Annotated in this window: 22 protein-coding genes; 11 read left to right on the forward strand and 11 right to left on the reverse strand. The window is 75.5% G+C overall.

Annotated features, from left to right (window positions below):
- Window positions 1-20 precede the first annotated feature (20 nt).
- On the reverse strand, window positions 21-1,274 hold the full coding sequence (locus BUE37_RS07775) for an alpha/beta fold hydrolase (RefSeq protein ID WP_139252896.1): 1,254 nt from the start codon (window positions 1,272-1,274) through the stop codon (window positions 21-23).
- Window positions 1,275-1,374: 100 nt separating this feature from the next.
- A complete protein-coding gene (locus tag BUE37_RS07780) occupies window positions 1,375-2,769 on the reverse strand; it encodes an alpha/beta hydrolase (protein ID WP_217651180.1) in 1,395 nt (464 codons plus the stop codon).
- Between the two features lie 219 nt (window positions 2,770-2,988).
- Here BUE37_RS07780 and BUE37_RS07785 point away from each other — a divergent pair, with 219 nt between their 5' ends.
- The 10 genes from BUE37_RS07785 to BUE37_RS07830 all read left to right on the forward strand — a co-directional run bounded on the left by BUE37_RS07785 (window position 2,989) and on the right by BUE37_RS07830 (window position 13,814).
- The gene (locus BUE37_RS07785; RefSeq protein WP_073419684.1) at window positions 2,989-3,990 is read left to right on the forward strand and encodes a PaaX family transcriptional regulator; all 1,002 of its coding nucleotides are present in this window, start codon (window positions 2,989-2,991) and stop codon (window positions 3,988-3,990) included.
- Between the two features lie 72 nt (window positions 3,991-4,062).
- Entirely contained in the window at window positions 4,063-4,914 is an 852-nt protein-coding gene (locus BUE37_RS07790; protein ID WP_217651181.1) for a PaaX family transcriptional regulator, read from the forward strand.
- 157 nt (window positions 4,915-5,071) lie between these two features.
- On the forward strand, window positions 5,072-6,001 hold the full coding sequence (locus tag BUE37_RS07795; RefSeq protein ID WP_073419685.1) for a transporter substrate-binding domain-containing protein: 930 nt from the start codon (window positions 5,072-5,074) through the stop codon (window positions 5,999-6,001).
- A gap of 23 nt (window positions 6,002-6,024) precedes the next feature.
- Window positions 6,025-6,963 carry an amino acid ABC transporter permease gene (locus BUE37_RS07800; RefSeq protein ID WP_073419686.1) on the forward strand — a complete coding sequence of 313 codons (939 nt, stop codon included), beginning with the start codon at window positions 6,025-6,027 and terminating at the stop codon, window positions 6,961-6,963.
- Window positions 6,960-7,784 carry an amino acid ABC transporter ATP-binding protein gene (locus BUE37_RS07805; protein ID WP_073419687.1) on the forward strand — a complete coding sequence of 275 codons (825 nt, stop codon included), beginning with the start codon at window positions 6,960-6,962 and terminating at the stop codon, window positions 7,782-7,784. Before BUE37_RS07800 ends, BUE37_RS07805 begins: the two co-directional genes overlap by 4 nt.
- 16 nt (window positions 7,785-7,800) lie before the next feature.
- On the forward strand, window positions 7,801-8,952 hold the full coding sequence (locus tag BUE37_RS07810; RefSeq protein WP_217651182.1) for a CapA family protein: 1,152 nt from the start codon (window positions 7,801-7,803) through the stop codon (window positions 8,950-8,952).
- Complete coding sequence (locus BUE37_RS07815) at window positions 8,945-10,183, forward strand: CaiB/BaiF CoA transferase family protein (RefSeq protein ID WP_073419688.1); 1,239 nt, start codon at window positions 8,945-8,947, stop codon at window positions 10,181-10,183. Before BUE37_RS07810 ends, BUE37_RS07815 begins: the two co-directional genes overlap by 8 nt.
- The gene (locus tag BUE37_RS07820; protein ID WP_139252897.1) at window positions 10,184-11,335 is read left to right on the forward strand and encodes a 2-hydroxyacyl-CoA dehydratase family protein; all 1,152 of its coding nucleotides are present in this window, start codon (window positions 10,184-10,186) and stop codon (window positions 11,333-11,335) included.
- On the forward strand, window positions 11,332-12,567 hold the full coding sequence (locus BUE37_RS07825) for a 2-hydroxyacyl-CoA dehydratase family protein (protein ID WP_073419689.1): 1,236 nt from the start codon (window positions 11,332-11,334) through the stop codon (window positions 12,565-12,567). The genes BUE37_RS07820 and BUE37_RS07825 overlap by 4 nt, the downstream gene beginning before the upstream one ends.
- 2 nt (window positions 12,568-12,569) lie before the next feature.
- Entirely contained in the window at window positions 12,570-13,814 is a 1,245-nt protein-coding gene (locus BUE37_RS07830; RefSeq protein WP_073419690.1) for an MFS transporter, read from the forward strand.
- Between the two features lie 41 nt (window positions 13,815-13,855).
- Here BUE37_RS07830 and BUE37_RS07835 read toward each other — a convergent pair whose 3' ends face one another.
- The 4 genes from BUE37_RS07835 to BUE37_RS07850 are packed head-to-tail and all read right to left on the reverse strand — an operon-like array spanning window position 13,856 to window position 17,653.
- Window positions 13,856-14,311 (reverse strand): MaoC family dehydratase, encoded by a 456-nt coding sequence (locus tag BUE37_RS07835; RefSeq protein ID WP_073419691.1) that lies wholly within the window; start codon window positions 14,309-14,311, stop codon window positions 13,856-13,858.
- Window positions 14,308-15,855, reverse strand: a complete 1,548-nt coding sequence (locus BUE37_RS07840) for an acyl-CoA synthetase (protein WP_073419692.1) — start codon at window positions 15,853-15,855, stop codon at window positions 14,308-14,310. Before BUE37_RS07840 ends, BUE37_RS07835 begins: the two co-directional genes overlap by 4 nt.
- Window positions 15,852-16,748 (reverse strand): amidohydrolase family protein, encoded by an 897-nt coding sequence (locus BUE37_RS07845; RefSeq protein ID WP_073419693.1) that lies wholly within the window; start codon window positions 16,746-16,748, stop codon window positions 15,852-15,854. The genes BUE37_RS07840 and BUE37_RS07845 overlap by 4 nt, the downstream gene beginning before the upstream one ends.
- On the reverse strand, window positions 16,745-17,653 hold the full coding sequence (locus BUE37_RS07850) for an SDR family NAD(P)-dependent oxidoreductase (protein WP_073419694.1): 909 nt from the start codon (window positions 17,651-17,653) through the stop codon (window positions 16,745-16,747). Before BUE37_RS07850 ends, BUE37_RS07845 begins: the two co-directional genes overlap by 4 nt.
- Before the next feature lie 108 nt (window positions 17,654-17,761).
- Here BUE37_RS07850 and BUE37_RS07855 point away from each other — a divergent pair, with 108 nt between their 5' ends.
- Window positions 17,762-18,205, forward strand: coding sequence for a MarR family winged helix-turn-helix transcriptional regulator (locus BUE37_RS07855; RefSeq protein ID WP_245794431.1), 444 nt, complete (start codon window positions 17,762-17,764; stop codon window positions 18,203-18,205).
- A gap of 152 nt (window positions 18,206-18,357) precedes the next feature.
- On the opposite strand, the gene BUE37_RS07860 is transcribed toward BUE37_RS07855, so the two are convergent.
- The 5 genes from BUE37_RS07860 to BUE37_RS07880 all read right to left on the reverse strand — a co-directional run bounded on the left by BUE37_RS07860 (window position 18,358) and on the right by BUE37_RS07880 (window position 24,405).
- Window positions 18,358-19,857 (reverse strand): aldehyde dehydrogenase family protein, encoded by a 1,500-nt coding sequence (locus BUE37_RS07860; protein ID WP_073419695.1) that lies wholly within the window; start codon window positions 19,855-19,857, stop codon window positions 18,358-18,360.
- Window positions 19,854-20,750 (reverse strand): dihydropteroate synthase, encoded by an 897-nt coding sequence (gene folP, locus BUE37_RS07865; protein ID WP_245794433.1) that lies wholly within the window; start codon window positions 20,748-20,750, stop codon window positions 19,854-19,856. The genes BUE37_RS07860 and folP overlap by 4 nt, the downstream gene beginning before the upstream one ends.
- Window positions 20,747-22,543: an aminodeoxychorismate synthase component I gene (pabB, locus tag BUE37_RS07870; RefSeq protein ID WP_073419696.1), complete on the reverse strand. Its 1,797-nt coding sequence runs from the start codon at window positions 22,541-22,543 to the stop codon at window positions 20,747-20,749. Before pabB ends, folP begins: the two co-directional genes overlap by 4 nt.
- On the reverse strand, window positions 22,543-23,451 hold the full coding sequence (gene folD / locus BUE37_RS07875; protein WP_073419697.1) for a bifunctional methylenetetrahydrofolate dehydrogenase/methenyltetrahydrofolate cyclohydrolase FolD: 909 nt from the start codon (window positions 23,449-23,451) through the stop codon (window positions 22,543-22,545). The genes pabB and folD overlap by 1 nt, the downstream gene beginning before the upstream one ends.
- Before the next feature lie 90 nt (window positions 23,452-23,541).
- Window positions 23,542-24,405, reverse strand: coding sequence for a methylenetetrahydrofolate reductase (locus BUE37_RS07880; RefSeq protein ID WP_073419698.1), 864 nt, complete (start codon window positions 24,403-24,405; stop codon window positions 23,542-23,544).
- Window positions 24,406-24,602: the final 197 nt, after the last annotated feature.

Consider the following 24,602-nt stretch of genomic DNA (forward strand, 5'->3'; position numbering starts at 1 on the left):
CGCGCGCCCGGGCCGGTCGGTCAGCGGTCGCGCAGGCCGAGCAGGCGGTCGAGCACGTCGCCGGCGCGCAGGCCGTCGTGCTCGAACTCGTTGGTGACCCAGGTGCGCACGTTGCCGACGGCGTCCGCCGTCTGCAGCGACAGGTCCGCGTCGACGTACATGTCGTCGAAGTAGACGACGGCGTCGACCGGCACCTCGTTGGCCGCCAGCCGCGCCGGGTCGTACAGCGGCGGGTGCTCCGGCAGTGCGGCGAGCGCGTGCGCGGCGTCCCGGAAGGGCCGCAGCGAGGCGATCTCGTCGAACATCCAGGGGTAGACCATCTCGCCGGTGAACGGCAGGGGGCGCAGGTCGGGGGAGAGGTCGGGCCCGCGCTCGGCCTCGGCGGCCCAGCCGGTGGCGCCCTGCCCGCTGCCGTAGATGCTCTCGTGCAGCACCGCGTAGAGCGGGTTGTCCCAGTACGACGTGCGCCGGGCGACCTCGTCGAGGAAGCCGGCGGACGGCTCGCCGTCGACCAGCGCCTCGTCGAAGAGCCAGTGCAGCTGCTCGGCGCCGGTCCCGGTGCCCAGCGCGTGGCCGAGGGTCTGCAGCCGGCGCACGGTGAGCCGGTCACCGTCGGGGAGCCGGACGTCCTCGGCGGCCAGCAGGTCGGCGACCGCGGCCACCCGGTCGACGTCGCCGGGGAACCGCTCGTAGAAGCGGCGGGTCTTCGCGGCCACCCGCGGGCCGGTGCGCCGGTACACCTCGCGCGCGTCCGCCGTCAGGCCCGGCAGCCCGCCGGTGACCAGGCAGCGGTCGAGCGCCTGCGGGGCCCGCGAGAGGTAGGTGAGGGTGAGGAAGCCGCCGTAGCTCTGGCCGAGCGTCGTCCAGCGGCGGCCGCCGTAGAGCGATGCCCGCACGTGCTCGGCGTCGGCGACGATCGAGTCGGCCCGGAAGGCCATGAGGTGGGCGGCGGCCGCCGCCGGGTCGGTGAGGGCGCCGATCCGCCGGGCGGTCACCGGGGTGCTCCGGCCGGTGCCCCGCTGGTCGAGCAGCACCACCCGGAAGTCCCGCAGCGCCCGGTCGACCCAGTCGCCGCGCCCGACCGGCCGCGGTCCCTTGCCGCCGGGCCCGCCCTGCAGGAACAGCAGCAGCGGCAGGTCGTCGGCGTCCCGGGACGGGCGGACGAGCTCCCGCACGAAGACGTCGATCGTCGCGCCGTCGTCGGCGTCCCAGTGCAGCGGCACGGGCACCGTGTGCTCGCGCACCCGCATGCCGGGCAGGTCGTACTCGGTCACCGCCCGATCCTGTCAGTGCGCCCGGTGCCGACCTGCCGCCGTCTCCCGGTCGGGGAGGCAGCCGCAGGTCGACACCGGGCGCATGGCGCCGCGAGCGGCGTCAGCCGGGGTACGGCCGGTTGAACCGCGGCGGGGTGTAGCCGACGTAGCGGGGCGCCGGGTCGGCCCCGAGCTCCGCAGCCCGGGCGTTCATGGCCTGCGGCGACGTCGCCGGCCAGGAGCCGCTCTCGAGGCGGTCGCCCATCGTGCGCAGCGCCGCCTGCTGCTCGGCCCCCGAGAACGTGCAGTGGCCGACGGACTCGACGTACGTCTGCCGCAGGAGCCGGTTCGCCCCCTCCCGCCGCACCCGGTCCTCGTAGGACTGCTGCTGCGCGACGGTCGAGATCTGGTCGCCGGTGCCGGACACCGTGAGGACCGGCACCTGCAGGTCCCCGTCGAGGACGATGCCCCGTGCGAAGCGCTCCACCGCGGCGGGGTCCGCGGCGATGCGCGGGGCCGCGGCGAGGGCGTCCAGGTCGGCCCCGAGGTCGAGCCCGGCCGCCGCGTACAGCTCGCGGACGGCGCGGCGCAGCTCCGGGTCGGCCCGGCGCAGCTGCTCGGCGTAGTCGACGCCGGTGTTCCACGACGGGTTGCCGCCGACGACCGCGGTGATCTGCCGCCGGCTGCTCATCGCCTGCCCGACGTAGGGCAGCGGCCCGCCGGCGAGGGCGAGGTAGGCGCCCTCCTGCAGTGCCGCGGCGTCGCGCGGGTCTGGGGGCGGCGGCGCCGTCCCGTCCGGCCGGACGCCCCAGGCGGGCAGCTGGCCGATCGCGGCGGCCAGCGCGATGCGCGCCCGGCCCTCCGCCGTCTGCTGTGCGGCCGCGAGGGCGTCGATCCACGCCCGCTGGGCACCCGCGACGTCGGCGGGGACGTCGACGACCGGCAGGCCCGGTGCCACCAGGTGCTCGAGCACGAAGACGGTGTCGAGCTTCTGGTTCCACTGCCCGACCGAGCCGCCGAGCCCGCCGCAGAACGGCACGGCCGCGTCGAAGACCTCGGGGTGGACCTGGGCGACCCCGGCGGACACGAACCCGCCCATCGAGGTGCCGGAGGCGATCGCGTACCGCGCCGGGCCGTAGGCCTCCTCGAACCGGGCCAGCGCCTCGGCCTGGTTGTCGATGGCCGACGCGATGTCCCAGCCGGTCACCGCGCGGGTGGTGCCGCCGCGGGCCACGCCGTCGGACAGCAGGCGGGCCGTGAGCTCCTGCGCCGGGCCGGGGCCGGCGAAGTCGAGGGCGACCACGACCGTGCCGTCCCAGTCGGCCGGCACGACGAACTCGTAGGGCGTGCCGTCCTCGAGGGTCCCCGAGATGCAGGTCGGCCGGTCGGGGGAGCCGGGCAGGCAGGGCGTGCCGCCGGGCGCGGCCGGTGCGGCGGTGGCCGTGCCGGTGCCCAGGACGGTGGCCGCGGCGAGGGCGGCCGTCAGGGTCCGCACGGTCGTGGTGCGTGAGAGCACGTCGTGTTCCTCCACGTCGAGGCGATGGGACGGGCGAGGGGAAGGGATGGGGCGGCCGACTCCGTGTCGGCCGGAGCCCCTGTGACCGGCATTACTGCCGCATGTTTGGACGAGCGTTCAGCGATGTGTCGTCCGTGTCAACCCGGTCGGGGGGTGGTCCCGGCGGCCCCGGGACGTACGGTGGGTGCTCGCCGAGCCAGCCGAGGACGGACGAGACACATGACGCCGATCGACCTCCCCCGGAACCAGACGGGGCCCGAGCCGCAGCTGCTCCTGACGTCGCTGCTGGGCGACTTCTGGTACTGGCGGGACGAGCACATCCCCTCCAGCGCCCTCGTCCGGCTGCTGGCGGAGTTCGGCACCACCGCCGACGGCGCCCGTGCGGCGATGCGCCGGCTGGCATCCCGGGGGCTGCTCACCGTCTCCCGCAGCGGCCGGACCACCGCCTACGGCATCCCGCCGCGGACCTCGGAGGTCATCGTCCGGCGCACCCACCGCCTGCTGACCTTCGGGGCGTCGGCGCCGCGGTGGGACGGGAGCTGGACGGTCGTCGCCTTCTCCGTGCCCGAGCAGTCGCGGGAGCTGCGCGGTGCCCTGCGGGCCCGCCTGCGGGTGCTGCGCTTCGCCGCCCTCTACGACGGCGTGTGGGTGTCCCCGCACGACAGCGGGGCGGCCGCGCGCAGGCTGCTCGACGAGCTCGGCGTCGAGACGGCCACCGTGCTGCGCTCCACCGAGGTGCCCGGGGCCGGGCGGCTCGGCAGCCCGCGGTCGGCCTTCGACCTCGAGCCGCTGGTCAAGGAGTACCGGCAGTTCGTCGAGCGCTACGAGCCGCTGCTGGCCGCCGCCGCGGCGGGCCGGATCGGTCCGGCCGACGCCCTGCGCGCCCGGACCGAGCTCCGGGTCGACTGGCGCCACTTCCCGGAGACCGATCCCGACATGCCGGCCGAGCTCCTGCCCGCCGACTGGCCGCGGGCGCGGGCGCAGCGGGTCTTCGTCGAGATCTACGACCGGCTCGGGCCCCTGGCCGAGATGCGCTTCCGCGAGGTGCTGGCGCAGTCGGACCCGGACCTCGCCGCGCTGGCCCGCCACCACGACTCCCGGACCGTGGCCGAGCTGTTCGCCCAGCTCGGCGACCCGCAGCCCACCGGGGGCACGCCGTTCGAGCGGGCGGTCGAGGAGCGCCGGCTGCGCGAGGCCGCACCGCGGGGCCGTGGGCTCTGACGCGGCGCCCGGGCGTACCGGATCCGTTGCGGCCGTCACGGGAACGGTGAGGAACGCCGCCGGGGTGCGCCCGTGAGCGCGGAGCCGGCGGCGCCCGACGTCCCGGCGGTGCCGGCCGGCGCCGCCCGGCCGCAGGCCCTCCTGCTCACGCTCCTCGGCCGGCACGTCCTCGGCCGTGCCGTCCTCGTGTCGCAGACCAGCGTCTCGGAGGTGATGGCGCGGGTCGGTGTCTCCGACCCCGCCACCCGCTCGGTCCTGCTCCGGATGGAGAAGCGCGGCCTGCTCCGCCGGGAGCGGCGCGGCCGGCCCGTGTTCCTGGGGCTGACCCCGCGCTCCCGGGAGCTGCTCGCGGACGGCCAGCGGCGGCTGTGGGCGGCGGCTGCGGTCAGCGGCCACTGGGACGGCGCCTGGACGCTGCTGACCTTCTCGCTGCCCGAGGCCTGGCAGCGCCAGCGCCACCAGATCCGGTCCCGCCTGCAGTGGGCGGGCTTCGGCATGCTGCAGGGCGGGCTGTGGATCGCGCCGTCCGCCCTCGACGTCGGGCAGGTGCTGGCCGGCGTCGAGGGGGCCGACCGGGTCAGGGCGTTCGTCGCCCGCCCCGGTCCCGACGTCGACGTCCCCGAGATGGTGCGGGACGCCTGGGACCTCGCCGAGCTGCGGGCCCGGTACGACGAGTTCCTCGCCCGCTGGGGCGACTGCGGGCCCGCCGGGGCCGCCGGCGACGCGCTCGCCGCCCAGCTGGCCCTCACCACCGACTGGCTGGCCGTCCTGCGCAGCGACCCGCGCCTGCCGCTGGAGCACCTCCCCGCCGACTGGCCCGCCCGCCGGGCGCAGGAGGTCTTCCGCCGGTGGCACGCCGAGCTCGACCCGCCGGCGCGCGCCGCCGCGGCCGACATCCTGGTGACGGCGCCCGACCTGTCCTGAGGGCCCGCCCGGCGACACGGGGGCCGGGCGGTGACGTGGTCGTTGCCGGGGCGTTTCGTTGACAGCCGTTGTGGCGGTGGTTACTTTCGCCCCCTGTAACCGGCGACACTTTCTCGTACTGCCGACCGCGCACCTGTGACGTACGACTGGAGACCCCATGCGCCACACCACTGCTCGACTCGCGCTGCCCCTGGCCGTCTCCATGGCCGTCCTGGCCGCCTGTGGCGGGTCGGGGGAGACCTCGTCGGCCGCCCCGGGGCCGGACCCGGCGGCGGGACCCTCCGGCGGCGTCGACACCGAGGCGGAGCTGTACGACCGGCTCCCGCAGGAGATCAAGGACGCGGGGGAGATCGTGTTCGCGGGCGACTCGCACCCGCCCTACCGCACGGTCGGCGCCGACGGGCAGACCGTGACGGGGATCGACGCCGACCTGCAGGCCGCGCTCTCCGAGGTGCTCGGCGTGCCCATCCGGACGGAGATCACCACGGGTCTCCCGGCGATGCTCTCCGGGATGCTGTCCGGGCGCTACGACGCCTTCAACGGGCCGGTGCGGACCACCCCGGAGCGCGAGGCGGAGTTCGACGCCGTCGTCTGGATGACGACCGTGACCTCCTACGTCGTCCCCGAGGGCAGCGACGCCGGCATCGAGGACAGCGGCGACCTGTGCGGCAAGACGGTCGCCGGCACCGAGGGGTCGGTGACCCAGGAGATGGTCACCCGGCTCTCGCAGTGGTGCGAGGGGCAGGGGGAGGGGCCGGTGGAGTTCACCGGGCTCGCCGACACCAACGCCACGATCCTCGCCGTCGACGCCGGCCGGGTCGACGCCGCCGCGGTCACCGAGGCCGCCGCCATCGACATCGTCAGCGCCAGCGAGGACTACTACTACGTCTCGCAGACCGAGGACCAGGGCGCCGGCGTGGACCAGATGGCCCTGCTGACCCCGAAGTCCAACGAGCTCGGTCCCGTGGTGTTCGAGGCCTTCCAGGTCCTCTTCGAGAACGGCGACTACGAGCGCGTGATGGAGGAGTGGAACCTCCAGGACGTCACCATCGACGAGCCCCTCCTCAACCCCGCCACCGAGCAGTGACCCTCCTGTCAGGGGACGCCTCCATGACCACCACGCACCCCGCTCCCGACCCCGCCGTCCAGGAGCGACCACCGGACGACGTCGCGGCCGCCCGGCCCCGGTTCCGCCCGGGGCGCTGGCTGCTGGGGGCCGTGCTCCTCGTGGTCGGCGCGCAGCTGGCCACCTTCCTCGTGGGCAACGAGCGCTTCGAGTGGGACGTCGTCGGGGAGTACCTCTTCCACCCGACCGTGCTGCAGGGCCTCGGCATGTCCGTGATGCTCACGGTGATCGCCATGGTCGTCGGGTCGGCGCTCGGCGTCGTGCTCGCCGCCGGGCAGCTCTCCGACTTCGGGCCGGTCCGGTGGGCGTCGACCCTCTACGTCGGCGTCTTCCGCGGCATCCCGCCGCTGGTCCAGCTCATCTTCTGGTACAACCTCGCGTTCCTGGTGCCCGACGTGTCGATCGGCATCCCGTTCGGCCCGACGTTCGCGTCGTGGTCGGCCAACGAGGTCATCACCCCGCTCACCGCGGCCCTGATCGGCCTGACCCTGCACGAGGCGGCCTACATGGCCGAGATCGTCCGCGCCGGCATCCTCGCCGTGGACCCCGGCCAGCGCGACGCCGCCCGCGCCATGGGCTTCAACGGCCGCCAGGCCTTCTTCAAGGTCGTCCTGCCGCAGGCGATGCGGGTGATCATCCCGCCCACCGGCAGCCAGTTCATCAGCCTGCTGAAGGGCACCTCGCTGGTCAGCGTCATCGCCATGAGCGACCTGCTGCACTCGGTCCAGGTCATCTACAACCGCACCTACGACGTCATCCCGATGCTGGTCGTCGCCTGCATCTGGTACCTGACCGTCGTCACGGTCCTCTCGCTCGGCCAGAAGCGCCTCGAGCGCCACTTCGGCCGCGGCCACGACCGCACCGCCACCGTCGCCGGCGGCCGCCGCCGGCCCCGCCTCGGCCTCGCCGGAGCGCGGGCATGACCGCCCCGGGGAGCGGGCCCGCACGCCCGGTGCTGTCCGTCCGCGGGCTGCGGAAGGTCTTCGGCGACCACGTCGCGCTCGACGGCGTCGACCTCGACGTGCACGAGGGCGAGGTCGTCGTCGTCCTCGGGCCGTCCGGGTCGGGCAAGTCCACCCTGGTCCGCTGCGTCCACCAGCTCGAGTCGGTCGACGGCGGCGCGGCCTACCTGGACGGCGAGCTGCTCGGCTACGAGCAGCACCGCGGCCACCTGCGGCCCCTGCCCGAGGCCCGCGTCGCCCGCCAGCGCCGCCGGATGGGCATGGTCTTCCAGCAGTTCAACCTGTTCCCGCACTGGACGGTCCTGCGCAACATCACCGAGGCCGCCGTCAAGGTGCACGGCCAGCGTCCCGAGGAGGCCCGCCGCCGGGCGGTGGAGCTGCTGGAGCGGACCGGCCTGGCCGACAAGCACCAGGCCCACCCCAAGCAGCTCTCCGGCGGTCAGCAGCAGCGGGTGGCCATCGCCCGCGCCGTCGCCACCGACCCGCGGATCATGCTCTTCGACGAGCCGACCAGCGCCCTGGACCCGGAGCTCGTCGACGAGGTGCTCTCGGTGGTCCGCGACCTCGCGAGGACCGGGATGACGATGGTCGTCGTCACCCACGAGATGGACTTCGCCCGCGAGGTGGCCGACCGCTGCGTCTTCATGGACCGCGGCCGCGTCGTCGAGGTGGGGACGCCGCAGGAGGTCTTCGAGGCCCCGCGCTCCCCGCGCCTGCAGGCCTTCCTCACCCGTTTCGCCCAGCGGCAGCAGCGCGCCGACGCCGCGGCTCCCGCCGTCTGACCCGAGGAGACACCCCGTGGACCACCCCGTGACGGTCATGGCCGTCGGCGACCTGGTGCTCGACGAGCCCGATCCCGACAGCTTCTTCGCCCCGTCGACCGACACCCTGCGGCGCGCCGACCTGGCCATCGGCCACGTCGAGGTGCCGCACAGCACCACGACCACCAGCGCCAGCACCGACGTCCCGGCGCCCCCGGCCGACCCCGAGCACCTCAAGGCGGTCACCGCCGCCGGCTTCGACGTCGTCACCCTCGCCGGCAACCACGTCTACGACGCCGGCACCGAGGGCGTCGCCGACACCATCGCCCACGCCCGCGCGGCCGGGCTGCTCACCGCCGGCGCCGGCATGGACCTCGAGCAGGCGCGCACCCCGGCCGTCGTCGAGCGCGGCGGGCTGCGGATCGCGGTGCTCAGCTACAACTGCGTGGGACCGAAGGAGTCCTGGGCGACGTCGCGCAAGGCCGGCTGCGCCTACGTCAAGGTGCTCACGCACTACGACCTGGAGTACGCCAACCCGGGCGGCCCGCCGACCGTCTACACCTTCGCGGCCCCGGACAGCCTGCGGCGCATGCAGGACGACGTCCGCGCGGCGGCCGCCTCCGCCGACGTCGTCTGCGTGTCCCTGCACAAGGGGATCGGCCACACGCCCGTGCACGTCGCCGACTACGAGCGGCAGGTGTCGCACGCGGCGGTCGACGCCGGCGCGTCCGTGGTGTTCGGCCACCACGCGCACATCATGCGCGGCATCGAGGTGTACCGCGGCCGGCCGGTCTACCACGGGCTCGGCAACTTCGTGACGGTCACGCGGGCCCTCACCCCGTCCGGCGGCAACGCCGCGGAGCTGGAGGCCTGGGCGCGCAAGCGCCGCGAGATGTTCGGCTTCGCGCCCGACCCGCGCATGCCGACCTACCCCTTCCACCCGGAGAGCCGGGCCACGGCGATCGCGGTGTGCCGGTTCGGCGCGGACGGCCGGGTCGAGGCGGGCTTCGTGCCGTGCTGGATCGACGACGACGCCCGACCGGTCCCGCTGGGGCGCGGGGTGAAGGGCGAGGAGGTGGCCGGCTACGTCGAGCGCATCTCGCGCGAGGCCGGCCTGGACACGCGGTTCGAGTGGTCCGGCGACGAGGTGCTCGTCCGCGCGGCCGGCGAGGAGGTCCCCGGTGAGTGAGCGTCCCCTGCAGGGCAAGGTCGTCGTCGACCTGACCACCGCGCTGGCCGGTCCCTACGCGACCCTGCTGCTCGGCGGGCTCGGTGCCCGGGTCATCAAGGTCGAGAACCCCGACACCGGCGGTGACGCCTCCCGCAACAACTCGCCGTACCTGACCGCCGACGGCCTGGGCGTGCGCCGCCAGGACGCCGACGACATGTCGGTCTCGATGCTGGTGCGCGGCCGCAACAAGGAGAGCGTCACCCTCAACCTCAAGGACCCGCAGGGGCGCGAGGTGCTCGCCGACCTGGTGCGCGCCGCCGACGTCGTGGTGGAGAACTACAGCGCCGGCGTGACCGCGCGCCTGGGCATCGACCACGAGTGGGCGCGGGAGCTCAACCCCCGCGTCGTCTACACGTCGATCAGCGGGTTCGGTGCGCAGGGCGGGCCCGGGTCGGGCAAGGCCATGGACACGATCATCCAGGCGCTCAGCGGCGTGATGATGACCGCCGGCGCCCCCGGCGAGCCCCCGGTCCGCTTCGGCCTGCCCGTCGGCGACCTGGTGGCGCCGCTGTACGCGGTGATCGGCACGCTCGCCGCCGTCGTGCAGGCCGACCGCACCGGGCGGGGCCAGCACGTCGACGTCTCGATGCTGGGCGCGCTCACCTCGCTCGTGGCCTGCGAGCCCTTCGACGCGCTCGAGGAGATCGGCCTGCCCACCCGCACCGGGCCGACGGTGCCCCGGCTGGCGCCGTTCGGGATCTTCGCCGCCCGGGACGGGTGGCTCGCGCTGTGCGCGCCCACCAACTCCTTCGCGCACGGCGCGCTCCGGGCGATCGAGCGGCCCGACCTCGTCGGCGACCCGCGCTTCGCCGAGCGGGACGGGCGGGTCGCGAACGCCGCGGCGCTGCACGACCTCATCGCCGACTGGGCGCGGGACCGGGACGTGGCCACCGTGTGCGCCGCGTTCACCGCGCACGGCGCGCCCGCGGCCGAGGTCCGCGACCCCCGGGCCGCGGTCCGCGACCCCCTGGTCGCGCAGCGCGGCGAGGTGGTGCCGCTCGCCGACCCCCGGTTCGGGACCGTCGCCGAGCTCCGGGCGACCGGCGTGCCGATCCGGATGTCGGACAGCGACACGACGCTGGACCGGCCCGCGCCGCGGCTGGGGCAGCACACGGAGGCCGTGCTCGGGGAGCTCCTCGGCTACGGCGAGGACCGGATCGAGGACCTCCTCAAGGCCGGGGTGCTCTGAGTGCTGGACACCGGAGCCGGCTCCGACCCCACCTGGTGGCGGGACGCCGTCGACGGCCGCCGGGACCGGGCCCGGGAGCGGGCCGCCGGCGGGGTGCCCGTGGTCGGGTACGTCGGCGCCGACGTGCCGGGAGAGCTCGTGGAGGCGGCCGGGGCCTGCCCGGTCCGGTTGTCCGGGATCCCCGGGCGGACCTCGGCCGAGGCGGACCGCCTGCTGGGCGCCGCGGTCGACCCCGCGGTGTCCTCGGTCCTGGCGCAGCTCCTCGACGGCGACTGGCGGTTCCTCACCGGGCTGGTCGTGTCCCGGGACAGCCAGGCGTCGCTCGCGCTGTTCTACGTGCTCCGGGAGCTGCGCCGGCTCGAGCCGGGGCTGCAGTTGCCGCCGGTCCACCTGCTCGACCTCCTGCACCTGCCCCGGGCGTCCACCACCCGCTACGACGCCGCCCGGGTGGCGCAGCTCGCGGAGGTGCTCGCGGGGTGGACGGGCACCGCGGTGACCGGTGACGGGCTGGCCCGCGCGGTCGCGGGCGCCCGGCGGGTGCGGTCGCTGCTGCGGGACGCCCAGCGGCTGCGCCGCGCCGACCGTCCCGGGCTGTCGGGGACCACGGCCCTGCACGTCCACGGCGCCGTGACCGCGATGCCCGGGGCGGAGGCGGCCGAGCGGCTCGGCGAGCTGCTGGCCGCCGCGGCCGCGGGCCCCGCGCTGCCCGCGCGCCCGCGCCTGTTCCTGACCGGGAGCGCCCAGGACCACGACCGGCTCTACGTCGCGGTCGAGGACGAGGGCTGGCACGTGGTGGGGGAGGACCACGACCGGGGGGACCTCGCCCTGACCGTCGACGTCCCCGGGTGGGCCGGCACGGACGAGATCGCCCGCGCCTACCAGCACCGCGGGCCGGCGGCGGCCACCTCCTCGATCCGCGCGCACGCCGAGTGGACCGCGGCGGAGGCGGCCGCGTGCCGCGCCGACCTCCTGCTCGCCGTGGTCCGGGAGCACGACGAGGCGCCGGCCTGGGACCTGCCCGTCCAGCGGGAGCGGGCCGCGGCGCTCGGGATCGGGACGGCGGCGCTGCTGCGCCAGCCGTACGTCAGCCGCACCTCCGACGTCCGCGCGGTGCTCGCGACGGCGTCCGCCGCGACGAGGGAGTCCGCATGAGCCGCCTGGCCTCGGCCACCGCCGCGACCGCGCACCAGAAGCAGTGGTTCCGCTCGATCCAGGAGCGGGTCGCCGCGGGCGAGCCGCTCGCGCTGGTCAACGCCGACGCACCGCAGGAGGTGCTCAAGGCGATGGACATCCCGTACGTGGTCAACCAGTGGTGGGCGTCGGTCGTCTCCGCCAAGCGGCAGGCCGACGCGAGCCTGCAGGTGCTGCGCGACCGGGGGTTCCCCGACCACAGCCGGCAGTACGACGCGATCTCCCTCGGCTCGACGAGCCTCCCGCCGGAGACGGCGCCGTGGGGCGGCCTCCCGGAGCCGAGCATCGTGATCGCCGAGACCAGCGGGGACGCGGCGCGCAAGGTGTTCGACCTGTGGGCCGAGCGGCCCGGCGTCGACTTCTTCCCCTTCGAGCGGTCGTCGGCGGTCACCGCGCCCGCCCGGTGGTGGGAGCTGGTCCCGCACCGCTGGGAGGAGGCCTACGGCAGCGAGCGGCTGGACCTGATGGTCGCCGAGATCGAGGAGCTCGTGAGCTTCCTCGAGGAGCGCACCGGCAGGACCCTCGACGTCGGCCGGCTGCGGCGCGTGATGGACCTGGTCAACGAGCAGGCGGAGTGGAACCGCCGGACCCGCGACCTCCTCGCGGCGACCCGGCCGACGCCGGTGGCGGTGAACGACACCATCCCGGGCGTGATGGTCCCGCAGTGGCACCGCGGGACCGAGTGGGCCGTGGACGCGGCCCGCCGCCTGTACGAGGAGGTCGCGGAGCTCGCCTCGTCCGGCGCCGCGCTGTGCCCGGACGAGCGCGTCCGGCTGATGTGGATCGGCCGGGGCCTCTGGTTCGACCTCGACCTGTACCGGCGCTTCCAGGAGAGCCACGGCGCGGTGTTCGTCTGGTCGATGTACCTGGCCATCGCCGCCGACGGCTACCCGCGCCACGGCGACGACCCGGTCCGGGCCCTCGCGGCGCGGTTCGCCGGCTTCACCGACCAGCTCTACACCCCGCCGTGGTCGGGGGAGTGGTACGTGAAGGAGGCCCGCGCGCACGGCGTCGACGGGGTGGTGCACCTCGTGGCCGACGACGTGCCGGCCAGCTCGTTCACGACCCGGGCGCTGGAGGACGCCGGCATCCCGGTCCTCGAGATCCGGGCCGACAACGCCGACCCGCGGGCCAGCGACCCGGACGCGCTCACCGCCGCGATCACCGGCTTCATCGACGGCCGGCTCAGCTGAGCGTGCGCCGGCCGCCGTCCTCCCTGCGCATCGGCAACTTCCGGCTCTTCTTCGCGGGACAGGTCGTCTCGAACACCGGCACCTGGTTCCAGAACCTGACGCTGTCCCTCATCGTCCTGGAGGAGACCGGCCGGGCGAGCGCGCTGGCGCTGGTGACGGTCTGCCAGTTCACCCCGCTCCTGCTGGTCGGGATGTACGCCGGGACGCTGGCCGACCGGCGCGACGTCCGGCGGATCCTGCTCGCGACCTCCCTCGCGTCGGCGGTGGCGGTCGCGGGCCTGGCGTGGGTCGTGTCGCGGGACCCGCTGCGGCTGCCGCTGGTGCTCGGCCTGGTGGCGGTCCTCGGGGCGGCGCAGGCCTTCGAGCGGGTGGCGGCGCAGGCCTTCGTCTACGAGCTGGTCGGGCCGGAGCGGCTGGCCAACGGCGTCGCGCTGAACACCGTGGCGGTGTCCTCGGCGCGCTCGGTCGGGCCGGCGCTGGCCGGCGTGGCCTACGGCGCGGCCGGCGGCGTCGCCTGCCTGCTCGTCAACACCGCGTCCTACCTGGTCATCGCCGGGTGCCTGGCGCGGATCGACCGCACCGCGCTGACCTCCCGGCGGGGAGACGGCGCGGCGCCACCGGGCCTCCGGGCGGCGCTGCGGGAGATCCGCGGGAACCGGCCGCTGGTCGCCGTCCTCGCCGTCAACACGGCGGTGACCGTCGGCGCGCTGAACCTCATGGTGGTGATCACCGCGATGGTCTCGCTCACCCTCGGCGGGGACGCGGAGGTGCTGGGGGCGGCCCACGCCCTCAACGCGGTGGGCGCGGTGGCCGGCGGGCTCGCCGTGTCCTCCCGCCGGCAGGTCGGCCTCACGGCCCTCGGGGTGTCCTGCGCGGGGTACGGGTGTGCGCTCGCGGTCAACGCGGCCGCCCCGTCGGTGACGCTGTTCCTGCTCGCCGCGCCCCTGCTCGGCCTGGGGCTCGGCGCCTACCAGGGCGCCGTCAACGGTGCCGCCCAGTCCCTGGCCCCGGCCGTCCTGCTGGGCCGGGTGACGGCGCTGCTCACCCTCGGCAGCGTCGGCACGGCCCCCGTCGGCGCCCTGCTCGTGGGGGCGCTGGTCGACGCGTCGAGCGCCCGGGTCGCCATGGGCGTGGGTGCGGTCGTCTGCGCCCTCTGCGCGGTGGCCCTCGTGCTCGTCCGGCGGTCGGTCGCCGCGGGTGTCCCGGTCGGCCCGGGAGCCGTGGCGGCCGACCGCGCCGGCGCGTGAGGGCGCCGGCCGGCCGAGGGGACGGCCGGCCGGGGGGACCGTCAGCCGAGGAAGCGGAAGACCGGCTCGGCGATGCAGACCGGCTTGTCGCCGCCCTCGCGCTCGATGATCGCGGAGACGGTGAGCTGGTAGCCGCCCCGGACCTCCTCGACGTCGGCGAGGGTGGCGGTGAGGCGCACCTTGGAGCCGACGGGCACGGGCGCGGGGAACCGGACCTTGTTGAGCCCGTAGTTCACCGCCATGGCCGTGTCGGTCACCGTGAGGACCTGCGACCACATCGGGATGAGCAGCGACAGCGTCAGGTAGCCGTGGCCGATCGGGCCGCCGAAGGGGCTCTCGGCGTTCGCGCGCTCGACGTCGACGTGGATCCACTGGTGGTCACCGGTGGCGTCGGCGAACGTGTTGACGCGGTCCTGGGTGACCTCGATCCAGTCGCTGGTGCCGAGCTCGGTGCCCTTGAGGCCGGGCAGCTCGGCGAGGGTCGTGGTGGTGGTCATGCGGGGGTCTCCTCGGGGGTGACGTAGCGGTCGCGCAGGTCGGGTTTGCGGATCTTGCCGGTGGCGGTCTTGGGCAGCTCGGCGACGAACTCGACGTGGCGCGGCACCTTGAAGCCGGCCAGCCGGGCGCGGAGTGCGGTGCGGATCGCCTCGGGGTCCTCGGCCGATCCGGGTGCCGGGACGACGACGGCGAGGCCGACCTCGCCCCACCGCGCGTCGGGGACGCCGATGACGGCGGCCTCGAGCACGTCGGGCAGCTCGAGGAGGGCCGACTCCACCTCGGCGGGGTACACGTTCTCCCCGCCCGAGATGATCATGTCCTTGTAACGGTCGCGGATGTAGAGGTAGCCGTCCTCGTCGGTCGAGCCGGCGTCCCCGGAGTGGTACCAGCCGTCGACGATCGCGGCCGCCGTCGCCTCGGGGGCGTTCCAGTAGCCGGCCATGATGTTGGGCCCGGACAGCACGACCTCCCCGATCTCACCCGGGTCGCACTCGGTCCCGTCGGGGCGGACGACCCGCACGTCGACGAAGAACTGCGACCGGCCGGCCGAGCCGACCTTGGCCACGGCGTCGGCGCTGTCCAGGGCGGTGCCGGCCGGTGCCGACTCGGTCATCCCGTACGCCTGCTGCACGGTGATCCCACGGTCCAGCCACGTGCGCAGGAGCGGCAGCGGGAGCGGGGCGCCGGCCGCGCCGATGGTGCGCAGCGCGGACAGGTCGACGGTGTGGAAGTCCGGCTGCCGGCTGATCGCGTCGAGCATCGTCGGGACGGCGAAGAACGACGTGACCCGCTGCTCGACGACCACCCGGAGCGTCGCCGGCGGGTCGAAGCCGCGGACCAGGACGACGCACCCGCCGCGCAGCAGCGTCGGGTTGAGCGTGCCGTTGAGCCCGCCGATGTGGAACAGCGGCGCCAGCCCCAGCGTGCGCTCGTCCGGCGTGAAGTCGAACCCGAGTATCTGGTTCATGCAGGACCACGTCATGTTGCCGTGGGTCAGCGTGGCGCCCTTGGGCCGGCCGGTCGTGCCGGACGTATACATGATCAGGCAGACGTCGTCGAGGGTGACCGGCTCGTCGCGCAGCACCGGCTCGGCGTCGGCCAGCAGGCGCTGCCAGTCGAGGGAGTCCGCGCCCCCCTCGAGCGGGGGCTCCGCGGCCGCCCAGTGGCGGACGGCGGGCACCTGCGCCCGCAGCGTGTCCGCCGTCGTCCCGTGCTCCCGCCCGTGGACGACGACGGTCGCGCCGGAGTGCTCGAGCACGTACCGGGCCTCGGGAGCGGTGAACCGGGCGTTGACCGGCACCCAGATCGCCCCGAGCTGGCCGCAGGCGTAGAGCGTCTCCAGCGCGGCCGGGTGGTTGGCGCCGAACCAGGCGACCCGGTCGCCCCGCGCCACGCCGAGGGCGTCCAGCGCCGCGGCCGCCCGGCGGACCCGGTGCGCGAACTCGCCGTGGGTGGTCGTGGTCCCCTCGAACCAGATCGCCGGCTTGCGCGGCGAGATGCGCAGCCGGCGCTCGGGCCAGCTGCCCAGGCCCGCGTTCCTCACCGCTGGGCGGCCGGGGCGAGGTTCAGCGCGCGGATCGCGTTCTCCTTCATGATCAGCGGCCGGACCTCGTCCTTGATCTCGAGGGTCTCGAAGTCGCGGATCCACCGCTCGGGGCGGATGAGCGGGTAGTCCGAGCCGAAGAGCACCTTCCTCTTCAGGAGCCCGTTGGCCGCCTTCACCAGCTGCGGCGGGAAGTACTTCGGCGACCAGCCGGACAGGTCGATGTAGACGTTGGCCTTGTGGGTGGCCACCGAGATGGCGGCGTCCTGCCAGGGCACCGACGGGTGGGCCATGATGATCGTGAGGCCGGGGAAGTCGGCGGCGACGTCGTCGAGCAGCATCGGGTCGGAGTAGCGCAGCTTGATGCCGCGCCCGCCGGGCAGGCCGGCCCCGATGCCGGTCTGCCCGGTGTGGAACAGCGCCGGGACGCCGAGGCTCTCCAGCTCCTCGTAGAGCGGGTAGTGCCGGCGGTCGTTCGGCTCGAAGTCCTGGAAGCTGGGGTGGAACTTGAAGCCCCGCACGCCGTGCGACTCGACCAGCCGGCGGGCGGTGCGGATGCCGGCCCGGCCGCGTGCGGGGTCGACCGAGCCGAACGGGATGAGCACGTCGGGGTGCTGGGCGGCGGCCTCGGCGATCTCCTCGTTGGACAGCGTCATCTGGCCGGTCGCCGCCTCGGCGTCGACGGTGAAGACGACCGCCGCCATCCCCTTCTCGCGGTAGTCGGCGGCGATGTCGTGCACGGTGGGGTCGTACGGGTCGCCCTTGAAGTACTGCGCCGCCGCGGCGCCCAGCTCGTCGTCCAGCGCCTTGTGGCCGTGCGCGTCGGCGTGCACGTGGGTGTGCACGTCGATCGCGACCAGCGCGTCGAGGTCGAGTCCGGTCGGGGTGCTCACTTCGGGGGCTCCGGGAGCTGCTGGCCCACCGTCTGCTGAGAGGGGGCGAACCGCTCGGCCCAGATGCCGGCGATGGCGTCGGGGGACCAGCCGGTGCCGTCGGCGAACTCGACGACGACCTCCGCCGGGTGGCTCCACAGGGCCAGCCGGTCGCCGCCGATGCCGATGGCCTGCCCGGTGATCCCGGCGGCGGCGTCGGAGGCGAGGAAGGCGACCAGCCCGGCGGCGTCCTCCGGCGAGCCGAAGCCGAGCTGCTGGCGGGCGAAGGCGGGCAGGGGCTCGCCGGCGGCCAGCGCGTCGACGTACGGCTTGAGGAAGGGCACGGTCTCGGTCATCGCGGTGGCGGCCACCGGCACGACCGCGTTGACGGTGATCTCCGCCCGCGCGAGCTCCATCGCCCAGGTGCGGACCATCCCGACGATGCCGGCCTTGGCCGCGGCGTAGTTGGTCTGGCCGAAGTTGCCGACCTGCCCGGTGGGGGAGCCGACGCCGATGACCCGCCCGCCCTCGCCCTGCTCGCGCATGCGGACGGCCGCGGCGCGGGTGCAGGTGAAGGTGCCGCGCAGGTGGGTGGTGACGACGGCGTCGAACTGCTCGTCGGTCATCTTCCACAGCGTGGTGTCGCGCAGGATGCCGGCGTTGTTGACCAGCACGTCGAGCCGGCCGAACTCGTCGACCGCGCGGTCGACCAGCGCCTGCGCGGCCTCGGAGGTGCCCACCGGCACGACCTCGGCGACGGCGCTGCCGCCCGCGCCGGTGATGGTCTTCACGGCGGCCTCGGCGACGGCGGCGTCGACGTCGTTGACCACGACGGCGGCGCCGCAGCGGGCGAGCTCGGTGGCGTAGGCGAGGCCGAGGCCCCGCCCGCTGCCGGTGACGATGGCGACCTTGCCGGTCAGGTCCACGGGACTCCTCGGGCGACGATGGGGAGGACGCCGGGCCGGTCGGCCGCGCGGCGTGACACGGGCCACGCTAGGGCGATATCGTGGAGGTTGTCAACGATTGAGGAGTGCATGAACCTGGGCTCGCTGGCCGACGACGCCGGCTTCCTGCTGTCCCGCGCCAGCGGTCTCGTCGTCCGCGGCGCCAACGCGGTCCTGGCCGAGCACGGGCTGCGCGTCCGGCAGTACTCGGTGCTGTCCCTCGCCGTCGACGCGGCCGACGGGATCTCCCAGCGCGACCTCGCCGGGGCGCTCGGCCTCGACCCCAGCCAGGTGGTCGGGCTCGTCGACGAGCTGCAGGCCGCGGGCCTGGTCGACCGGCGGCCGTCACCGGGCGACCGGCGCACCCGGCTGGTCGTGGCGACGGCGCGGGGGTGCGAGGTCCGGGCGGCGGCGGCCGAGGGCGCGCGGGCCGACGTGCGACGGCAACTGGGCGCGCTGACCGGTGCCGAGCAGGAGACGCTGCGCGCCCTGCTTGCCCGGGTGGTGACCGAGGCCGGCTCCCGCGGCGACTGAGGCGGGAACCGCCGGCGCGGTCCGGTTGGTCCTGTCCGTGCGCCCGGGTGTCGACCTGCTGCCGTCTCCCGGCCCGGGAGGCAGCAACGAGTCGACACCCGGCGGTGTCGACGCCGGGCCGGCGGGCGTGCGCGCCGCCGGCCCGGCGGGACTCAGTGCGCGGCCCCCGCCTCGCGGGTCTCGTCCGCGCCGTGGGCGATCGACCGGGTGTCCTGGAACGCCCGGACGCCCTCGATGCCCTGCTCCCGGCCCATGCCCGAGGACTTCATGCCGCCGAACGGCGCCCGCAGGTCCAGCCGCGCCGCGCCGTGGTCGTTGACCCAGACGTAGCCGCACTCGAGCCGCCCGCCCAGCCGGTTGGCGGCATCGGCGTCCGCGGTCCAGACCGAGGCGCACAGGCCCGCCCACGTGTCGTTGGCCAGCCGGACCGCCTCGTCGTCGTCGTCGAAGGGCAGCACCGGGATGACCGGGCCGAACTGCTCCTGGGTGACGACGCGCAGCGACGGGTCGGGGTCGACGACGACGGCCGGGCGCAGGAAGTTGCCCTCGGCGAACTCGCCGCCGGGGAGCTCGCCGAACTCCAGCACGGTCGCCCCGGAGTCCTTCGCCTCCTCGATGATCTCCGCGACGAAGGCCTTCTGCGCCGGCTGGTGCAGCGGGCCCATCGTGGTGCCCTCGGCCAGCCCGTGGCCAAGGACGGTCCGCTCGAGCCGGGCCGACAGGCCGGCCACCAGCTCGTCCATCCGCGACCGGTGCACGTAGATCCGCTTGGCGTTCATGCAGATCTGGCCGGTGGTGTCGTAGACGGCGCTGAACAGCCGGTCCAGGTGCTCGTCGTCGAGGACGGCGTCGGCCCGGACGATCGCCGGGTCGTTGCCGCCGAGCTCGAGGGTGACCCGGGTGAGGCTCCGCGAGGCCATCTCCATGATCTTCTTGCCGCCGTTGACGCTGCCGGTGAAGCAGACCTTGGCGACGGCGGGGTTCTCGATCAGCCCGGCCATCTCGCTGTCCCGGCCGGTGACCACGTTGACCACGCCGGGCGGCAGCTTCTCCGCCACGCGCTGCACCAGCCGGGTGGTGGCCAGCGGCGTCGACGGCGGTGGCTTGACGATGACGGTGTTGCCGGCCAGCAGCGCGTGCGGGAGCGACGCGGCGAGGATGGCGATCGGCCAGTTGAACGGCACGATGATCGTCACCACGCCGAGCGGCTGGTGGGCGACGGTGGTCTGCACGGGGATCCCCGGCGCGGGCGGCAGCACCTTGGTGGCCTCCACCTCGTCGGCGAGGGAGAGCGCGAGCTGCCACCGGATCTCGAAGACCAGGGCGTCCACCCAGGCCTCGTGGACGATCTTGCCGTTCTCCAGCGAGAGGACCCGGGCGTCCTCGTCGCGCTCGTCGGCCAGGCCCTCGATCGCGGCGGCCATGGCGGCGGCACGCTCGGTCGCGGGCATCGCCGACCAGGCGGGGTAGGCCGACCGGGCGGCTGCGACGGCGTCGGCGACGTCGTCGGCGGTGGCCGCCGCCGCCGTGCCGACGACGACGCCCGGCCGGGCCGGGTCGACGACCTCGAGCACCTCCGCCGTGGTCCGTGCCTCGCCACCGATGTAGAGCCCCGTGGTGACCGGGGCCGCCGTGTCGATCGTGCTCGTCATGCGGATCGATCCCTTCCTTCTCCTGCGTGGTGGGTGCTGTGCGGTCGAGCATCGGGAAGCGGGCGCCCCGCGTCCACGGTCCTGTCGACGGCCGCGAGGAGGCGGACCGCGTCCGCGCTGCCGGCGACGTCGTGCACCCGCACGCCCCAGGCGCCGGCGCGGGCGGCCAGCACGGTGGTGGCCAGGGTCGCGGCGTCGCGCCGGGCGGGCGGCGGGGGAGGCTCGCCGGGTGGCGCCAGCACGGCGCCGAGGAAGCGCTTGCGGGAGGCGCCGACCAGGACGGGGAAGCCGAGGTCGGCGATCCGGTCCAGGCCGGCCAGCAGCGCGAGGTCGTGCCCGGGCAGCTTCGCGAACCCCAGCCCGGGGTCGACGACGATCCGGTCGGCCGCCACGCCCGCCGCCATGGCCGCGTCGACGCGCCGGCACAGCTCCCGCCGCACGTCGGCCACCACGTCCCCGTAGGCGGCCTCGGCGTACATGTCGCGGCTCCCGCCCCGCCGGTGCATGAGCACCCAGGGCACGCCGGCGTCGGCGACCACGCGGGCCATGTCCGGGTCCGCGAGGCCCCCGCTGACGTCGTTGACCATCGCTGCCCCCGCCCCGAGGGCCGCCGTGGCCACCGCGGCGCGGGTCGTGTCGACGCTGACCGCGACGCCCGCCCGCGCGAGGGCGGCGACCACCGGCAGGACGCGGCGGCACTCCTCCCCGGCGTCCACCCTCCCGGCGCCGGGCCGCGTGGACTCCCCGCCGACGTCCACCCAGTCGGCGCCGTCGGCGGCCAGCGCGAGCCCGTGCGCGACCGCGGCCTCGGCGGTGGCGTGGCGGCCGCCGTCGGAGAACGAGTCCGGCGTGACGTTGAGGACCCCCATGACGACGCAGCGGCCGGCGGTCACGGGCCGCCACCCGGGGACGCGGCCACCACCGGCTCGCGGGCGGGGACGAGGTGCGCCGGGCGCCGGCCGCGCAGCGAGTTGAGCACCGCGACCTCCTCGGCGGCGTGAAGGTCGGCGACGGTGAGCACCCGCTCGGCCAGCAGCCCATGCTCCAGCAGCCGCGCCCGCTCGACGCCGGGGAGGCAGCCGGAGGAGGTCGGCGGGGTCCACCACCGGCCGCCGAGCCGGAGGGCCACGTTCGCCGTGGTGGTCTCGGTGAGCTCGCCCCGCCGGTTGACCAGCACGACGTCGTCTGCCTCCGGGTGGGCCAGCGCCCGGGTCAGGTAGACGTCGCGGCGGGTGCTCTTGTGCTGCAGCCACGGGTCGGCGTCGTCCACGGGGTCGTCGCTGAGCGCGAGCCGCACGGGCCCGGCCGGCGGAGGGGGCGCGGGCCCGACCTCGACGTCGAGGTCGCCGTCGCGGGACAGCAGGAGCCGGACCCGGGCCGGCCCGGCGCACCCCGCGACCGCGCGGTGCAGCGCCGCGAGGGCCGCCGCCGCGTCGAACCGGAAGCCGGCCCAGTGGGCCGAGTCGCCCATCCGGGCCAGGTGCCGGGCGGCGTGGCGGAGCTCCCCGCCGGCGGTGAGGGCCAGGGTCTCGAGCAGCCGGTGCTCGGTGACGTCGTGCGTGAGGACGACGGCCTTCGCGTGCAGCTCGGCCCGCTCGCGGGCGGGGTCGGAGTCCCAGGTGATGCCGCCGCCCGCGCCGTAGACGGCCCCGCCGGTGGCGCGGTCGACGACGGCGGTGCGGATGGCGACGGAGAAGCGCGCCCGGACCGGGGCCGACGGCGGCCCGACCAGGCCGACGGCGCCGCAGTACACCCCGCGCGGCGCCGGCTCCAGCTCCCCGATCAGCCGCATGGTGGCCCGCTTCGGGGCGCCGGTGACCGAGCCGCACGGGAACAGCGCGGTGAACAGGTCCAGCAGCGTGGTCCCGGCCGGCACCCGGGCGCTCACCTGCGAGGTCAGCTGCCAGACGGTGGGGTAGCGCTCGAGCGCGAACAGCTCGTCGACCACCACGCTGCCCACCTCCGCCACCCGGCCCAGGTCGTTGCGGAGCAGGTCGACGATCATCAGGTTCTCGGCCCGCTCCTTGGCGCTCGCGAGCAGGGCGCGGCTGCGCTCGGTGTCCTCGGCGGTGGTGCGGCCGCGGGGGGCGGTGCCCTTCATCGGGCGGGTCCGGACGACGTCGCCCGCCCACTCGAAGAACAGCTCCGGGCTGGCGCCGGCGACCACGTGCCGGCCGAGGTCGAGGTAGGCGTTGTGCGCGCCGCGCTGGGCGAGGGCGAGGCGGGCGTAGAGGGCCCCGGGGTCGCCGGCGGCGGGGGAGCGGAGCCGGTCGGTGAGGTTGCACTGGTAGGTCTCGCCCGCGGCGATCCGCTCGCGGACGACCGCGACCGCGTGCGCGTGCTCGGCGTCGGTCCGGTCGGGGCGCCACGCCGGGCCCGGGGGAGCGGCGGCCGCGGGCGGGCGCACCGGCTCGACGCGGGTGGGCTCGCCGCACAGGCCGAACCACACCAGCGGCGGCTGCCCCGGCGGCGTCGGGCCGCCCGGCAGCCGGGGGTCCAGGCCGGAGGCGGCCTCGTAGGCGACGTACCCGTAGGCCCAGCTCCCGGCCTCCGTGGCGTCGTGCACCTCCCGGAGCACCCCGGCGACCTCGTCGGGGTGCACCGCGGTGAGCACCCGGGACGGCGGCGGGCACAGCAGCGCCTCCCCGGCGCGCAGGTCGTCGAACCGTGCCCAGGGGGCGGCCATCAGGCCGGGACCTCCCGCGGGACCTCCTGCTCGACGCCCTGCTCGGCGCCCTGCTCGACGTCCTGCTGCGCCCGCGCCGCGGCCAGCGTGTTGGCGAGCAGCATCGCGATCGTCATCGGCCCGACGCCGCCGGGCACCGGCGTGAGCGCGCCCGCCACCTCCGCGGCCGGGTCGTGGTCGACGTCGCCGCGCAGCCCGTCCTCGCCGCGGTGGATGCCCACGTCGACGACGACCGCCCCGGGCTTGACGGCGTCCGCGCCGACCAGGCCGGGGATGCCCGCCGCGACGACGAGCACGTCCGCGCGCCGGCACACCTCGGCGAGGTCGCGCGTGCGCGAGTGGCAGATCGTCACGGTCGCGTCGCGGGCCAGCAGCAGCTGCGCCATGGGCCGGCCGACCAGCACCGACCGGCCGACGACGACGGCCTCGGCGCCCGCGAGGGGGACCTCGTACTCGTCGAGCAGCGCCATCACCCCGGCCGGCGTGCACGGGCGCAGCCCCGGCCGGCCCTGGGCGAGCAGGCCGGCGTTGTCCGTCGTCAGGCCGTCGACGTCCTTCGCCGCGGGGATGCGGGCGACGAGGGCGTCGGCGTCGAGGTGGGCCGGCAACGGCAGCTGCAGGAGGATCCCGGACACCGCCGGGTCGGCGGCCAGCTCGTCGACGAGCGCGGCCACGGTCTCCTGGCCGGCGTCGGCGGGCAGGTGCCGGTGCAGGTCGCGCATGCCCGCCTCGACCGACAGCCGGCGCTTGTTGCGGACGTAGACCTCCGACGCGGGGTCGTCCCCGACCAGCACGGTCGCGAGTCCCGGGGCGGTGCCGCCCGCGGCGACCAGCTCCGCCACCCCGGCCGCGACCTCCTCGCGGACCCGCCGCGCCACCGCCTTGCCGTCGATCACCCGTGCGGTCACCGTGCTGTCCTCCAGGGGGTCGGCCGCGCGGGACGCGCCGGCGCGTGCGTCGTGGACCGCCGTCTCAGGCGATGAGGTGCGGCGAGGTCGTCAGGCGAGGTCGGCCAGCGTCCGCCGGCGCCACGCCTCGGTCGGCTCGAGGTCGTTGAAGGTGAAGACGTGGAAGCCCTCGATGGCGTTGTCCGGCTTCCCGATGTGCGGGGCCAGCCCCTTGATGATCTTGTCGGGGCTGTAGCCGCCGGGGACGAAGAAGCGCCAGAGCAGGTTCTGCTGCTTCTTGAGGAACTTGGCCGACTCGCCGATGCCCAGGCCGCCGGAGACCCGGATCAGCTTCTGCCGGTGCACCGCGCCGGGGACGCCGACGTGCACGGGCAGGTCGATGCCGCGGGTCCTGAGCTCCCGCGCCCAGCGCAGGATGGCCGCCGGGTCGAACACGATCTGGGTGACGATGTGCGTGGCCAGCGGCGCCTTGTCCACGAGCGCCTGGAACATGACGTCCTCGGCCGCGCTCGGGTGGCCCTCGGGGTGCCCGCCGATGCCGATGTCGGTGAAGCCGTGGTCGAGCTCGTGCAGGGCGACCAGCAGGTCGTGGGCGTGCCGGAACTCCGTGGGGTCCTCGGTGGGGTCCCCGCCGACGACGAAGACGTCGGTGATGCCGGCCTCGCGGCAGCGGTCGACGACGTCGGCGAGGTGCGCGCGGTCGCGGACCTGGCGCGCCGACAGGTGCGGGGCCACCGAGTAGCCGTGCGCGGCGAGCGCGACGGCGAGGTCGATGGTGGCGTCCTGGCCCTTGGCCGGCGAGGCCGTCACGGTCAGGCGGACGTCCTTCGGGACGTGCGCGAGGACCGACTGCTCGGTCTTCTTGAACGGGATCACCTCGTAGCCGAGGCCCTGGAAGGCGTGCCGCAGCGTGGCCCGGGTGGTCGTGTCCCGGACGGCCAGCGAGCGCTTCACGTGGTCTCTCCTCCGACGGTGGGGCGGAACCTGCCGTCGTCCATCGTGACCTGCGCCACGCCCCTCCGGGCACGGTGCCATGACGGCACCTCGGGGGCCGGATCGGCAGCAGCGGATGGGTCAATCGTCGCGGTCGGCGGGCCCGGACGGGTGGCGGTGCGGGTATGCCGCGCCGCGGGCGGCGACGGCCGGGTGCC

Source organism: Geodermatophilus nigrescens, from assembly GCF_900129495.1.
Lineage (GTDB): Bacteria > Actinomycetota > Actinomycetes > Mycobacteriales > Geodermatophilaceae > Geodermatophilus > Geodermatophilus nigrescens.

What these genes read in the sequence shown, in the direction of transcription:
- BUE37_RS07785 (WP_073419684.1), top strand. Translation starts at nt 2,989, where the DNA reads ATGACGCCGATCGACCTCCCCCGGAACCAGACGGGGCCCGAGCCGCAG.
- BUE37_RS07795 (WP_073419685.1), top strand. Translation starts at nt 5,072, where the DNA reads ATGCGCCACACCACTGCTCGACTCGCGCTGCCCCTGGCCGTCTCCATG.
- BUE37_RS07800 (WP_073419686.1), top strand. Translation starts at nt 6,025, where the DNA reads ATGACCACCACGCACCCCGCTCCCGACCCCGCCGTCCAGGAGCGACCA.
- BUE37_RS07805 (WP_073419687.1), top strand. Translation starts at nt 6,960, where the DNA reads ATGACCGCCCCGGGGAGCGGGCCCGCACGCCCGGTGCTGTCCGTCCGC.
- BUE37_RS07825 (WP_073419689.1), top strand. Translation starts at nt 11,332, where the DNA reads ATGAGCCGCCTGGCCTCGGCCACCGCCGCGACCGCGCACCAGAAGCAG.
- BUE37_RS07835 (WP_073419691.1), bottom strand. Translation starts at nt 14,311, where the DNA reads ATGACCACCACCACGACCCTCGCCGAGCTGCCCGGCCTCAAGGGCACC.
- BUE37_RS07855 (WP_245794431.1), top strand. Translation starts at nt 17,762, where the DNA reads ATGAACCTGGGCTCGCTGGCCGACGACGCCGGCTTCCTGCTGTCCCGC.
- BUE37_RS07860 (WP_073419695.1), bottom strand. Translation starts at nt 19,857, where the DNA reads ATGACGAGCACGATCGACACGGCGGCCCCGGTCACCACGGGGCTCTAC.
- pabB (WP_073419696.1), bottom strand. Translation starts at nt 22,543, where the DNA reads ATGGCCGCCCCCTGGGCACGGTTCGACGACCTGCGCGCCGGGGAGGCG.